This window comes from Pantoea sp. E2023-21 (assembly GCF_051302795.1).
In the GTDB taxonomy this organism is placed as follows: domain Bacteria; phylum Pseudomonadota; class Gammaproteobacteria; order Enterobacterales; family Enterobacteriaceae; genus Pantoea; species Pantoea ludwigii_A.
The window spans coordinates 3076227-3090357 of sequence record NZ_CP195344.1; the positions used below are offsets into that span (position 1 = coordinate 3076227).

The following is a 14131-nucleotide window of genomic DNA, read 5'->3' on the forward strand; positions in this document are numbered from 1 at the left end:
CGGTTAGCCTCCCAGCTTGGACTTATCGCGCACCGCGCCTTTGTCAGCGCTGGTCGCCAGTGATGCATACGCACGCAGTGCGAAGGAGACTTCACGTACGCGGCCATGCGGCGTGTAAGCCGCATCGCCACGCGCTTGCTCTTCTTCACGACGAGCGTGCAGTTCGTTATCCGGTACCGCCAGCTTGATGCCACGGTTCGGGATATCGATTTCAATCATGTCGCCATCTTTCACCAGCGCGATGGTGCCGCCGCTCGCCGCTTCCGGTGAGGCGTGACCAATCGAAAGACCGGATGTGCCGCCAGAGAAACGACCGTCGGTGATCAATGCGCAGCTTTTGCCGAGGCCCATGGATTTCAGATAGGTGGTTGGATAGAGCATTTCCTGCATGCCTGGCCCGCCTTTCGGCCCTTCGTAGCGGATTACCACCACATCACCGGCCACCACTTTGCCGCCAAGAATGGCTTCAACCGCATCATCCTGGCTTTCGTATACTTTGGCAGGGCCTTTGAAGGTGAGGATCTCTTTGTCTACGCCAGCGGTTTTTACGATGCAGCCGTCTTCAGCAATGTTGCCGTAAAGGACGGCCAAGCCGCCATCCTGCGAGTAAGCGTGTTCGCGGGTACGAATACAGCCATCGGTACGATCGTCATCCAGCGTATCCCAACGGCAATTCTGCGAGAACGCCTTGGTGGTACGAATACCGGCAGGACCGGCGCGGAACATATCTTTTACCGCCTGATCTTTGGTCAGCATGATGTCGTACTGATCGAGGGTTTCGCGCATGCTCTGCTGCAGGATGTTACGCGCGCTGGTGTCGATCAGACCCGCACGATCCAGCTCACCGAGAATGGCGATAACGCCGCCCGCGCGGTGAACATCTTCCATATGATATTTCGGCGTACTTGGCGCTACTTTACACAGCTGCGGGACTTTGCGAGACAAGCGATCGATATCAGAGATATTGAAGTCGATTTCGCCTTCCAGCGCCGCTGCCAACAGGTGCAGAACGGTATTGGTGGAGCCGCCCATGGCGATATCCAGTGTCATCGCATTCTCGAACGCCGCTTTGGTGGCGATGTTACGCGGCAGCATGTTGACGTCATCTTGCTCGTAATAGCGTTTAGTCAGGCTAACGATGCGCTTGCCAGCATTGATGAACAGCTCTTTACGATCGGCGTGCGTTGCCAACAGTGAACCGTTACCGGGCTGCGACAAGCCCAGTGCTTCGGTCAGACAGTTCATCGAGTTGGCGGTGAACATACCGGAACAGGAACCACAGGTCGGACACGCTGAACGTTCGATCTGATCGCTGTCGGCGTCGCTAACGTTCGGGTTGGCACCCTGAATCATCGCATCCACCAGATCCAACTTGATGATTTGATCGGACAGTTTGGTTTTACCGGCTTCCATCGGGCCGCCGGAAACAAAGATCACCGGAATGTTGAGGCGCAGAGCGGCCATCAGCATGCCCGGGGTGATTTTGTCGCAGTTGGAGATACACACCATGGCGTCGGCACAGTGCGCGTTGACCATATACTCCACTGAATCGGCAATCAGCTCGCGTGAAGGCAGTGAATACAGCATGCCGCCATGACCCATGGCGATACCATCATCCACCGCAATGGTGTTGAACTCTTTGGCCACACCGCCTGCTGCTTCGATCTCCTCCGCAACCAGTTTGCCAAGATCGCGCAGGTGCACGTGGCCCGGTACGAATTGGGTGAATGAGTTGACCACGGCGATAATCGGTTTACCGAAATCGTCGTCGGTCATTCCTGTCGCGCGCCACAAGGCACGGGCACCGGCCATGTTACGACCATGAGTGGTGGTGGCGGAACGGTACTTAGGCATGCTCTATTTACTCCAGTAATAATAAGGTTGCGGGCGCCATCTGACGCCCGCAAAAAATCTCGTTATGCGTTAACCGGATCCAACCAGCCCCACTTGTCTTCCGTCTCGCCAGTGAACAGGCCAAAGAAGGCCTTCTGGATACGACCGGTGACCGGACCTCGTTTACCTTCGCCGACTTGAATACCGTCGACGCTGCGCACCGGAGTGATTTCCGCTGCAGTACCTGACATGAAGACTTCGTCTGCCAGATACAGGGATTCGCGCGACAGAACCTGCTCACGCACTTCGATACCCATGTCTTGCGCCAGCTTGATGATGGCGTCACGCGTGATGCCTGGCAGTGCGGAAGAGGTGAACGGTGGCGTGAACAGAATGCCATCTTTCACTTCGAACAAGTTTTCGCCAGCACCTTCAGAAATATAGCCGTTGGTGTCGAGCGCGATGCCTTCCTGATAGCCATGACGACGCGCTTCGCTGCCTACCAGCAGAGAGGAAAGATAGTTACCACCGGCTTTTGCGGCGGTCGGCAAGGTGTTTGGTGCAACGCGGTTCCACGAAGAAACCATCGCATCGATGCCGTTTTCCAGCGCTTCAGCGCCCAGGTAAGCACCCCAAGGGAAAGCAGCGATGATTACATCGGTGGTGTAGCCATCTGGCGGGTTCACACCCAGACCCACGTCACCGACAAAGGCCAGCGGACGGATGTAAGCGCTTTTCAGTTTGTTCACGCGGATCACTTCGCGGCACGCTTCCATCAACTCATCTACGCTCGCTTCAATCGGGAAACGATAAATTTTGGCGGATTCATGCAGACGCTTCATATGCTCACGGTGACGGAACACCACTGGGCCTTTGTGTGAGTCGTAGCAACGCACGCCTTCAAACACAGAAGTACCGTAATGCAGTGCGTGAGACATAACGCTAACCTTGGCGTCTTCCCACTTAACCATCTCCCCATTGAACCAAATAAAGTCTGCTTTCTTTGTACTCATTGCTTTTTTCCTTTGGCGACTATGCGCGGATTTGTTGTGTTGTCTGTTGTTGGATCTCGACGCAAGCGACATCCATAAGTTTGCTTAACTGCGAAGACAGTAAATCGACAGAGCGTTGGCTGGCAACGGTCATTTCGATATTAATGTTTCCGGCATTGACCGCGGAGGCCATATTCATCGCACATACCTGGAAACCACGGTGACGTACGACACGCAAAATGCGCTCCAATATTTCAGGACGAAAGCGGGCTTCGATAGACAATTGATGCTGATTCATGCGGTTTTCTCCATCATGTTTGCGTTGCTGGCACCCGGTGGTACCAATGGCCAGACGTTTTCATGCTCATCTATCGAAACATGCAGGAAGTAAGGACCTTCACTGTTCAGCAGAGCATCAAGGGCGGCGTCGACCTGATCTTTACGGCTAATGCGCTGGCCTGGGATATCAAAAGCGCTGGCCAGGGTGAGGAAATCGGGGTTATCGGTCAGGATGGTTTCGCTATAGCGACCATCAAAGAACAGTTGCTGCCACTGGCGCACCATGCCGAGACGCTGGTTATCCAGCAGCAGGATTTTCACCGGCAACTTGCCGCGCTTAATGGTGCCAAGCTCCTGAATGTTCATCATGATGGAGCCATCGCCGGACACGCAGATTACCGTGTCTTCAGGGCGTGCAACCTGCGCACCAATCGCCGCCGGCAGGCCAAAGCCCATGGTGCCAAGACCGCTGGAGGTGATGAAGTTTTCTGGTGCGGTGAAACGCATGTGCTGAGCGGCCCACATCTGGTGCTGGCCCACATCGGTGGTCACCACGGCGCTATCCGCTTTACGATCGGACAACTGCTTCAGCAACAGCGGCGCGTAAATCGCTTCGCCTGGATGATCATAACGCCAGTCGAATTCGCTTTTCATCGCGCTGACTTCTTTGCGCCAGCCGTCAATCTGCAGCGGCATGCTGAGCGCTGGCAGCACCTGATTCATATCGCCCTGCAATGAAACGTGCGCACGGCGCAGTTTGTTCAGCTCGGCAGGATCGATATCGATATGGATGACGCTGGCGTGCGGAGCGAAGGTATCCAGCTTGCCGGTGACGCGGTCGTCAAAGCGCGCGCCCACCGCAATCAGCAAATCACAGGATTGTACGGCGAGGTTAGCCGCTTTGGTGCCGTGCATGCCCAGCATCCCGAGATAGAGATCGCTGCTGGCATCGGCGCTACCAAGACCTTTCAGAGTGGAAACCATCGGAATACCGGTTTCCTGCGCCATGGCGCGTAATGCAGGAACCGCCTGCGCCATGCCAACGCCGCCACCGATATACAGCATCGGTTTGTGCGATTGCGCCATCAATGCGCGTGCTTCCGCAATGTGGTGCGCGGAATGACTCACTTCTTCTTCCACCGGCAGCAGGTGCGGCGTCAATTCGCCATTGGCAACCTGAATGTCTTTGGGGATATCTACCAGCACCGGGCCGGGACGGCCAGATTGCGCAATGGCGAAGGCTTCTGCCATCACCGAAGGTAAATCATCAAGCGATTCAACGAGGAAACTGTGTTTGGTGCAGGCTAACGATAATCCGAGAACGTCGATTTCCTGAAACGCGTCGGTGCCGATAAAGGCCGACGAGACCTGACCAGTGATCGCCACTACCGGGATCGAATCCATCATCGCATCCGCCAGACCGGTGATCAGGTTGGTTGCCCCAGGACCCGAAGTGGCGATACATACGCCAGTCTTGCCGGTTGCACGGGCATAACCAATTGCCGCCATCACCGCACCTTGCTCATGACGGCACAGTAGGTGTTCCACGCCGCCATCGTAGAGCGCATCGTACACTGGCATGATTGCGCCGCCAGGATAGCCAAACACTGTATCGACACCCTGCGCGCGTAAAGCCTGAACTACCCACTGTGCACCTGTCATGGTTATTCTCCTGTATTCCTAGGGGAACAACAGAATTTTATGCTACTGCTCATAATCTGTTCCTCGCTAATTTGCTGATATTTAGCCTGGTTAAAAAAAAACCCCCGGACCTTTCGGTGCGGGGGTTTTTGGAATTCCAGACTTGATTTTTAAGCCTTTCTTTCTCCAAGCGATGCCCCGCACGGTGGGATAATAATCACCACCACGCTAATCACGACTAGGCTAATCACTTGTAGAAGGGCTTTCATGTGTTGTTTGTTTTTTCGATTGTTCGAAGTAATACCTACAGAGTTACCATAGTTAGCAGGCCGCTGACAATTATTTTCATTGAAAATTTCATGATGCCTTTGACGCCGGGTGGTTATCATATTGTAAGTAAAAGGTTATTTACATTTGTGATAAATTTTCATTACGACCGTGTCGTAATCTTGATTTGAAGTTTATGCACAAGCTCTGATTTTCGTTGGAACAACTGCAACTATCACCGAATGTAAGGAATCGAGCTCGGAAGTTGGGCTCTTGGGAATTGTTCCTCCGCCTTGCAGATAAGATGATAAGGACAACAAGGAGCGGTTATGTCTTTATCCAAGGTATTAACGCGGGCTGCGCTAGGCATTCAGGCTCCGCTGGTGACGGTGGAAGTGCATATCAGCAACGGTTTGCCTGCCCTAACGTTGGTTGGCCTGCCCGAAACCACAGTTAAAGAGGCGCGAGAACGGGTACGTAGTGCGATCATCAACAGCGGATTCACCTTCCCGGCGAAACGCGTCACTATAAATCTGGCACCTGCCGATCTGCCAAAAGAAGGTGGACGCTATGACTTACCCATTGCTATCGCCATTCTGGCGGCCTCAGAGCAGCTTCCTGACGCCAAATTAGGGCAATATGAATTCCTGGGGGAGCTCGCGCTTAACGGTGCGCTGTGTGGCGTTCAGGCTGCTATTCCGGCAGCGATGGCGGCTCTGCAAGCGGGCAGACAAATGGTGTTAGCTGAACAGAATCAGCAGGATGTGGGGCTGATTCAACAAGGTGAAACGCTGGTGGGCAAACATCTTGTAGATATCTGTGCCTTTCTTCATAACAAAACCACCCTCACCGTTGCCCATTATCAACCTGAAACGCTTGAGCAGGAAAAGCAGGACCTTAGCGATGTCATCGGTCAGGATCAGGGCCGACGTGCACTGGAAATCACGGCAGCAGGTGGGCATAACCTTTTACTGATTGGCCCTCCTGGCACGGGTAAAACGATGTTGGCGACACGTCTGCCCGGCATCATGCCTCCATTAGACGACCAGGAGGCACTGGAGTGCGCCGCTATTGCCAATCTGGTCACCAGTGGCAATCTGCATCACCAGTGGCGCAAACGGCCGTTCAGAGCCCCTCATCACAGTGCTTCGCTGTACGCGCTGGTTGGAGGTGGTTCCTTGCCGCGTCCGGGGGAGATTTCTTTGGCACACAACGGCGTGCTATTTCTTGATGAACTGCCTGAGTTCGAGCGCAAGACGCTGGATGCGTTACGAGAACCGATTGAGTCCGGTGAAATCTCTATTTCGCGAACCCGCGCTAAAGTGACTTATCCTGCGCGCTTTCAATTGATTGGTGCAATGAATCCGAGTCCTACTGGGCATTATCAAGGTAACCATAATCGTTCCTCCCCACAGCAAGTTTTGCGTTACCTTAATCGCCTCTCAGGACCTTTTCTCGATCGCTTCGATTTATCGCTTGAAGTCCCTCTTCTGCCCAGCGGATCACTGAGCAAGAAACAACAGGTCAGCGAAAGTAGTGCTGAGGTTTTAAGCCGGGTCCTGACTGCCCGTCAGATTCAAACAGCACGCAGCGGCAAGGTGAATGCTCAGCTCTCTAATCCAGAAGTTTTACGTTGGTGCACATTGAAGCAGCAGGATGCCAAGTGGCTGGAAGAGGTATTGAATTCGTTGGGGCTTTCAGTACGCGCCTGGCAAAGGATTTTAAAAGTTGCGAGGACAATTGCTGACTTAGCGGGTGAAGAGCAGATTACGCGGGGCCACTTGCAGGAGGCGGTGGGTTATCGCAGCATTGACCGTTTAATGATTTATTTGCACAAAAACCTGGAATAAAAAACGGGGCTTATATAAGCCCCGCTATTCTTAATCATCGCTATCGCTGAAATCTTCCACTGTGTCCATTTGCGGCTTACCGCCAGACAGCGTATGGAAACGCTTAGGACGCTTGATACGTGCGGTATATTTCGACCATACACGTTCAGCTTCCGTTTGCGGCTCACGAAGACCACGACATACTTCTAAAAATGAACGCTCTTCTTCTGTCATGGGTTCACGCTTAGCGAGATCCAGTTCATTAAAGGCATAACCGTGGCGCTCCAGAAGCTGAGCTTCTTTAATGGTGAAATCACCATGACGCGAAAAACCACGTGGGTAATGTTTGTTATCAAAGAAACGATTCGTTGTTGCGAAGCTATCCGCCATTTTACACGCTCCTGACTCTCATATGGCCGTGCTATTTATGGCGCGGAGTATTAGATAGGCTTGACAGAGTGTAAAACAAAACATTTAAATCATTACGACAAACAAATTTTGGGAGAATGCAGTGGATACGGAATTACTGAAAACTTTCCTCGAAGTGAGCAGAACACGCCATTTCGGGCGTGCTGCTGAAGCGCTTTACCTCACGCAATCTGCCGTTAGTTTTCGCATTCGTCAGCTCGAAAATCAGCTGGGTGTAAACCTTTTTACTCGCCACCGTAATAACATCCGGCTGACTTCAGCTGGTGAGCGTTTATTGCCTTATGCTGAAAGCTTGATGAGTACCTGGTTGATGGCAAAAAAGGAAGTTTCTCATACACAACAGCATCATGAGCTTTCGATAGGAGGTAGCGCATCCCTTTGGGAAGCCTACTTAACTCCTTGGTTACAAACACTTTATGAGAACCGTGAAAGCCTTCATCTTGAGGCACGTATTGCTCAGCGGCATTTGCTGGTTAAGCAACTACATGAGCGTCAGTTGGATCTGTTGATTACTACCGAAGCGCCAAAAATGGATGAGTTAACCAGCCAGCAAATTGGTCATATCTCTCTCGCATTATTCCGTGCACGCAAAACTGAGAAGCGTGAAAAATATGACTATATCAAGCTGGAATGGGGCGCAGATTTTCATCAGCATGAAAGTTATCTGTCCAGTGATGATGTCCCCGTATTAACGACAACATCAGCGCACCTTACCCGCGAATTACTGCATACCACAGGTGCTTGTGCCTTTTTACCTGATTTTTGGCACGGCATTTATAGTGATTTGATGGTTATTCCAGATACGCCTGTCGCCGTGCGACCGTTATATGCGGTGTGGCTGCAGAATAGCGATCAGCAAAGTCACATTCGGCAGCTGCTTAAATATCCAGTTTTGACACAATAAGACAATTAATGAGGAAGTTTGAGTGGATCAGAGTGAAACTCAAACTCATTTCACTGCTGAATTTTGGACAAAAAAAATCCTTTGCCGAAGCAAAGGATTATTTTCTGGCAGGGGCGGAGGGACTCGAACCCCCAACACCCGGTTTTGGAGACCGGTGCTCTACCAATTGAACTACGCCCCTAATTAGGGTGGCGGAACGGACGGGGCTCGAACCCGCGACCCCCTGCGTGACAGGCAGGTATTCTAACCAACTGAACTACCGCTCCACCGATTCTGTACTGATATCAGACAATCGCTCTGATTTCAGGTGTTTCGCCCTTCCCGCGTCACGGGGAAGGTCACGACCCGATAAGGGGTCTTAAATTGATGCCTGGCAGTTCCCTACTCTCGCATGGGGAGACCCCACACTACCATCGGCGCTACGGCGTTTCACTTCTGAGTTCGGCATGGGGTCAGGTGGGACCACCGCGCTAAAGCCGCCAGGCAAATTCTTTTGCTCACGCCGCCCTCGCGGGCCGCGCAAATCTATCCGGTAAAACAAGCTGAAAATCAGGTCTCTCAGACCAAAACGCCTCTGGCGTTGTAAGGTTAAGCCTCACGGGTCATTAGTACCGGTTAGCTCAACGCATCGCTGCGCTTACACATCCGGCCTATCAACGTCGTAGTCTTCAACGTCCCTTCAGGACTCTCAAGGAGTCAGGGAGAACTCATCTCGGGGCAAGTTTCGTGCTTAGATGCTTTCAGCACTTATCTTTTCCGCACTTAGCTACCGGGCAATGCCATTGGCATGACAACCCGAACACCAGTGGTGCGTTCACTCCGGTCCTCTCGTACTAGGAGCAACCCCCCTCAATTCTCCAGCGCCCACGGCAGATAGGGACCGAACTGTCTCACGACGTTCTAAACCCAGCTCGCGTACCACTTTAAACGGCGAACAGCCGTACCCTTGGGACCTACTTCAGCCCCAGGATGTGATGAGCCGACATCGAGGTGCCAAACACCGCCGTCGATATGAACTCTTGGGCGGTATCAGCCTGTTATCCCCGGAGTACCTTTTATCCGTTGAGCGATGGCCCTTCCATTCAGAACCACCGGATCACTATGACCTGCTTTCGCACCTGCTCGAGCCGTCACTCTCGCAGTCAAGCTGGCTTATGCCATTGCACTAACCTCCTGATGTCCGACCAGGATTAGCCAACCTTCGTGCTCCTCCGTTACTCTTTGGGAGGAGACCGCCCCAGTCAAACTACCCACCAGACACTGTCCGCAGCCCGGATTACGGGCCTACGTTAGAACATCAAACATTAAAGGGTGGTATTTCAAGGTTGGCTCCACGCAGACTGGCGTCCACGCTTCAAAGCCTCCCACCTATCCTACACATCAAGGCTCAATGTTCAGTGTCAAGCTATAGTAAAGGTTCACGGGGTCTTTCCGTCTTGCCGCGGGTACACTGCATCTTCACAGCGATTTCAATTTCACTGAGTCTCGGGTGGAGACAGCCTGGCCATCATTACGCCATTCGTGCAGGTCGGAACTTACCCGACAAGGAATTTCGCTACCTTAGGACCGTTATAGTTACGGCCGCCGTTTACCGGGGCTTCGATCAAGAGCTTCTCCTTGCGGATAACCCCATCAATTAACCTTCCGGCACCGGGCAGGCGTCACACCGTATACGTCCACTTTCGTGTTTGCACAGTGCTGTGTTTTTAATAAACAGTTGCAGCCAGCTGGTATCTTCGACTGGCTTCGGCTCGGGGAGCAAGTCCCTCCACCTACGCGCCAGCGTGCCTTCTCCCGAAGTTACGGCACCATTTTGCCTAGTTCCTTCACCCGAGTTCTCTCAAGCGCCTTGGTATTCTCTACCTGACCACCTGTGTCGGTTTGGGGTACGATTTCGTGTTACCTGGAGCTTAGAGGCTTTTCCTGGAAGCAGGGCATCAGTTACTTCACCACCGTGGTGGCTCGTCGTCACGCCTCAGCCTTAAGACACCCCGGATTTACCAAAGGTGTCAGCCTACACGCTTAAACCGGGACAACCGTCGCCCGGATAACCTAGCCTTCTCCGTCCCCCCTTCGCAGTAACACCAAGTGCAGGAATATTAACCTGCTTCCCATCGACTACGCTTTTCAGCCTCGCCTTAGGGGTCGACTCACCCTGCTCCGATTAACGTTGAACAGGAACCCTTGGTCTTCCGGCGAGCGGGCTTTTCACCCGCTTTATCGTTACTTATGTCAGCATTCGCACTTCTGATACCTCCAGCAGCCCTCACAGGCCACCTTCAACGGCTTACAGAACGCTCCCCTACCCAACAACACATAGTGTCGCTGCCGCAGCTTCGGTGCATGGTTTAGCCCCGTTACATCTTCCGCGCAGGCCGACTCGACCAGTGAGCTATTACGCTTTCTTTAAATGATGGCTGCTTCTAAGCCAACATCCTGGCTGTCTGTGCCTTCCCACATCGTTTCCCACTTAACCATGACTTTGGGACCTTAGCTGGCGGTCTGGGTTGTTTCCCTCTTCACGACGGACGTTAGCACCCGCCGTGTGTCTCCCGTGATAACATTCTTCGGTATTCGCAGTTTGCATCGGGTTGGTAAGCCGGGATGGCCCCCTAGCCGAAACAGTGCTCTACCCCCGAAGATGAGTTCACGAGGCGCTACCTAAATAGCTTTCGGGGAGAACCAGCTATCTCCCGGTTTGATTGGCCTTTCACCCCCAGCCACAAGTCATCCGCTAATTTTTCAACATTAGTCGGTTCGGTCCTCCAGTTAGTGTTACCCAACCTTCAACCTGCCCATGGCTAGATCACCGGGTTTCGGGTCTATACCCTGCAACTTAACGCCCAGTTAAGACTCGGTTTCCCTGCGGCTCCCCTATACGGTTAACCTTGCTACAGAATATAAGTCGCTGACCCATTATACAAAAGGTACGCAGTCACCCCCATAAATGAAGGCTCCCACTGCTTGTACGTACACGGTTTCAGGTTCTGTTTCACTCCCCTCGCCGGGGTTCTTTTCGCCTTTCCCTCACGGTACTGGTTCACTATCGGTCAGTCAGGAGTATTTAGCCTTGGAGGATGGTCCCCCCATATTCAGACAGGATACCACGTGTCCCGCCCTACTCTTCGAACTCACAGAATGTGCACTTTCGTGTACGGGGCTATCACCCGGTATCGCGCGACTTTCCAGACGCTTCCACTAACGCACAAACTGATTCAGGTTCTGGGCTGTTCCCCGTTCGCTCGCCGCTACTGGGGGAATCTCGGTTGATTTCTTTTCCTCTGGGTACTTAGATGTTTCAGTTCCCCAGGTTCGCCTCGCAACACTATGTATTCATGTTGCGATGATGCACTGAGTGCACCGGGTTTCCCCATTCGGACATCGTCGGCTGTAGCGGTTCATATCACCTTACCGACGCTTTACGCAGATTAGCACGTCCTTCATCGCCTCTGACTGCCAGGGCATCCACCGTGTACGCTTAGTCGCTTAACCTCACAACCCACAGGCGTTTTGCAACGCTGCAGACTGCAAGCATTTGAGAGACTCGAACATGTCGTTATTCATTTCTTATTACGGAGAAATGAGCCAACACGTCGTTTCAATTTTCAGCTTGTTCCGGATTGTTAAAGAGCATAATACTTCGCAGCACGCCGTTGCCGGCACGCTCTGAAGTATTGTTTTGAGTCACTGTAATGGTGGAGCTAAGCGGGATCGAACCGCTGACCTCCTGCGTGCAAGGCAGGCGCTCTCCCAGCTGAGCTATAGCCCCATACAGTTACTGCAGAGACCACTACTACCACTCACCAGGAGTCCCGTTTTTACAAACGGTCATTTCTTTTCAGGCAAGGCAAAGTGTCGCGACGTATAGTTCACTATACGAGCGGCGCTTTAACGCAGCATGAGAAGAAATTTGGTAGGCCTGAGTGGACTTGAACCACCGACCTCACCCTTATCAGGGGTGCGCTCTAACCACCTGAGCTACAAGCCTGTAGAGGTTTTTTCTGCTCGTTACTTTCTATCAGACAATCTGTGTGAGCACTACGCGGGAAGGTATCTTCAGGTAAGGAGGTGATCCAACCGCAGGTTCCCCTACGGTTACCTTGTTACGACTTCACCCCAGTCATGAATCACAAAGTGGTAAGCGCCCTCCCGAAGGTTAAGCTACCTACTTCTTTTGCAACCCACTCCCATGGTGTGACGGGCGGTGTGTACAAGGCCCGGGAACGTATTCACCGTAGCATTCTGATCTACGATTACTAGCGATTCCGACTTCACGGAGTCGAGTTGCAGACTCCGATCCGGACTACGACGCACTTTATGAGGTCCGCTTGCTCTCGCGAGGTCGCTTCTCTTTGTATGCGCCATTGTAGCACGTGTGTAGCCCTACTCGTAAGGGCCATGATGACTTGACGTCATCCCCACCTTCCTCCAGTTTATCACTGGCAGTCTCCTTTGAGTTCCCGGCCGAACCGCTGGCAACAAAGGATAAGGGTTGCGCTCGTTGCGGGACTTAACCCAACATTTCACAACACGAGCTGACGACAGCCATGCAGCACCTGTCTCAGAGTTCCCGAAGGCACCAAAGCATCTCTGCTAAGTTCTCTGGATGTCAAGAGTAGGTAAGGTTCTTCGCGTTGCATCGAATTAAACCACATGCTCCACCGCTTGTGCGGGCCCCCGTCAATTCATTTGAGTTTTAACCTTGCGGCCGTACTCCCCAGGCGGTCGACTTAACGCGTTAGCTCCGGAAGCCACTCCTCAAGGGAACAACCTCCAAGTCGACATCGTTTACGGCGTGGACTACCAGGGTATCTAATCCTGTTTGCTCCCCACGCTTTCGCACCTGAGCGTCAGTCTTTGTCCAGGGGGCCGCCTTCGCCACCGGTATTCCTCCAGATCTCTACGCATTTCACCGCTACACCTGGAATTCTACCCCCCTCTACAAGACTCTAGCCTGCCAGTTTCGAATGCAGTTCCCAGGTTAAGCCCGGGGATTTCACATCCGACTTGACAGACCGCCTGCGTGCGCTTTACGCCCAGTAATTCCGATTAACGCTTGCACCCTCCGTATTACCGCGGCTGCTGGCACGGAGTTAGCCGGTGCTTCTTCTGCGGGTAACGTCAATCGGTAAGGTTATTAACCTCACCGCCTTCCTCCCCGCTGAAAGTACTTTACAACCCGAAGGCCTTCTTCATACACGCGGCATGGCTGCATCAGGCTTGCGCCCATTGTGCAATATTCCCCACTGCTGCCTCCCGTAGGAGTCTGGACCGTGTCTCAGTTCCAGTGTGGCTGGTCATCCTCTCAGACCAGCTAGGGATCGTCGCCTAGGTGAGCCATTACCCCACCTACTAGCTAATCCCATCTGGGCACATCCGATGGTGTGAGGCCCGAAGGTCCCCCACTTTGGTCTTGCGACGTTATGCGGTATTAGCTACCGTTTCCAGTAGTTATCCCCCTCCATCGGGCAGTTTCCCAGACATTACTCACCCGTCCGCCACTCGTCACCCAAGGAGCAAGCTCCTCTGTGCTACCGTTCGACTTGCATGTGTTAGGCCTGCCGCCAGCGTTCAATCTGAGCCATGATCAAACTCTTCAATTTAAGTTTGATTTGCTTAAACAAGTTAAGCGATGCTCATCTGTAAAACGTCATAATGAATTTCATTATGTGTTCACTCGTGAGACTTGATATTTTTTTGCGTCCGGAGACGCTGATATCAATCCTGCGAGTGCCCACACAGATTGTCTGATAAATTGTTAAAGAGCATGCCGCGATTTCTCTAGCGGCGCGGGATGCGTATATTACGCTTTCCGCATTCTCAGTCAAGCATTTATTTTTGCTTTTCTGAAGGTTGCCTTGAAGACTACCTCCTGAACACATCGCTTCGTAAGCCGTTGTTCCGTGTCAGTGGAGGCGCAGTATAGGGATTTCTTCGGGGCTGACAAGTGCTAATTT

The 14131-nt window shown here is 52.7% G+C and carries 8 protein-coding genes, 4 tRNA genes and 3 rRNA genes; 2 read left to right on the plus strand and 13 right to left on the minus strand.

Annotated elements, in window-relative coordinates:
- Nucleotides 1–3: 3 nt before the first annotated feature.
- The 5 genes from ilvD to ilvL all read right to left on the minus strand — a co-directional run bounded on the left by ilvD (nucleotide 4) and on the right by ilvL (nucleotide 5014).
- Complete coding sequence (ilvD, locus tag ACRQ84_RS14480; protein ID WP_483816425.1) at nucleotides 4–1854, minus strand: dihydroxy-acid dehydratase; 1851 nt, start codon at nucleotides 1852–1854, stop codon at nucleotides 4–6.
- 62 nt (nucleotides 1855–1916) lie between these two features.
- Nucleotides 1917–2846, minus strand: coding sequence for a branched-chain amino acid transaminase (locus ACRQ84_RS14485; protein ID WP_064741340.1), 930 nt, complete (start codon nucleotides 2844–2846; stop codon nucleotides 1917–1919).
- 19 nt (nucleotides 2847–2865) lie between these two features.
- Nucleotides 2866–3123 (minus strand): acetolactate synthase 2 small subunit, encoded by a 258-nt coding sequence (ilvM, locus tag ACRQ84_RS14490; RefSeq protein WP_007888814.1) that lies wholly within the window; start codon nucleotides 3121–3123, stop codon nucleotides 2866–2868.
- The gene (ilvG, locus tag ACRQ84_RS14495; RefSeq protein ID WP_483816426.1) at nucleotides 3120–4766 is read right to left on the minus strand and encodes an acetolactate synthase 2 catalytic subunit; all 1647 of its coding nucleotides are present in this window, start codon (nucleotides 4764–4766) and stop codon (nucleotides 3120–3122) included. The genes ilvM and ilvG overlap by 4 nt, the downstream gene beginning before the upstream one ends.
- Before the next feature lie 149 nt (nucleotides 4767–4915).
- Nucleotides 4916–5014, minus strand: a complete 99-nt coding sequence (ilvL, locus tag ACRQ84_RS14500; RefSeq protein ID WP_071531048.1) for an ilv operon leader peptide — start codon at nucleotides 5012–5014, stop codon at nucleotides 4916–4918.
- A gap of 327 nt (nucleotides 5015–5341) precedes the next feature.
- Between ilvL and ACRQ84_RS14505 the strand changes: the two genes are divergently transcribed.
- Nucleotides 5342–6862, plus strand: coding sequence for a YifB family Mg chelatase-like AAA ATPase (locus tag ACRQ84_RS14505; protein ID WP_483816427.1), 1521 nt, complete (start codon nucleotides 5342–5344; stop codon nucleotides 6860–6862).
- A gap of 30 nt (nucleotides 6863–6892) precedes the next feature.
- Here ACRQ84_RS14505 and ACRQ84_RS14510 read toward each other — a convergent pair whose 3' ends face one another.
- Nucleotides 6893–7231 (minus strand): MaoP family protein, encoded by a 339-nt coding sequence (locus tag ACRQ84_RS14510; RefSeq protein WP_064741343.1) that lies wholly within the window; start codon nucleotides 7229–7231, stop codon nucleotides 6893–6895.
- A gap of 121 nt (nucleotides 7232–7352) precedes the next feature.
- On the opposite strand from ACRQ84_RS14510, the gene hdfR reads away from it, so the two are divergent.
- Nucleotides 7353–8174: an HTH-type transcriptional regulator HdfR gene (gene hdfR, locus ACRQ84_RS14515; protein ID WP_008106614.1), complete on the plus strand. Its 822-nt coding sequence runs from the start codon at nucleotides 7353–7355 to the stop codon at nucleotides 8172–8174.
- Between the two features lie 105 nt (nucleotides 8175–8279).
- Here hdfR and ACRQ84_RS14520 read toward each other — a convergent pair.
- The 7 genes from ACRQ84_RS14520 to ACRQ84_RS14550 all read right to left on the minus strand — a co-directional run bounded on the left by ACRQ84_RS14520 (nucleotide 8280) and on the right by ACRQ84_RS14550 (nucleotide 13777).
- A tRNA-Trp gene (locus ACRQ84_RS14520) sits at nucleotides 8280–8355 on the minus strand.
- An 8-nt stretch (nucleotides 8356–8363) separates the two neighbouring features.
- A tRNA-Asp gene (locus tag ACRQ84_RS14525) sits at nucleotides 8364–8440 on the minus strand.
- 102 nt (nucleotides 8441–8542) lie between these two features.
- Nucleotides 8543–8658 (minus strand): 5S ribosomal RNA (gene rrf, locus ACRQ84_RS14530).
- A 100-nt stretch (nucleotides 8659–8758) separates the two neighbouring features.
- Nucleotides 8759–11666: ribosomal RNA gene (locus tag ACRQ84_RS14535) — 23S ribosomal RNA — on the minus strand.
- Nucleotides 11667–11867: 201 nt separating this feature from the next.
- Nucleotides 11868–11943: transfer RNA gene (locus tag ACRQ84_RS14540), tRNA-Ala, on the minus strand.
- 142 nt (nucleotides 11944–12085) lie between these two features.
- Nucleotides 12086–12162 (minus strand) — tRNA-Ile (locus ACRQ84_RS14545).
- A gap of 73 nt (nucleotides 12163–12235) precedes the next feature.
- Nucleotides 12236–13777, minus strand: a 16S ribosomal RNA gene (locus ACRQ84_RS14550).
- The 16S, 23S and 5S rRNA genes sit together here with 4 tRNA genes alongside, the layout of an rRNA operon.
- Nucleotides 13778–14131: the final 354 nt, after the last annotated feature.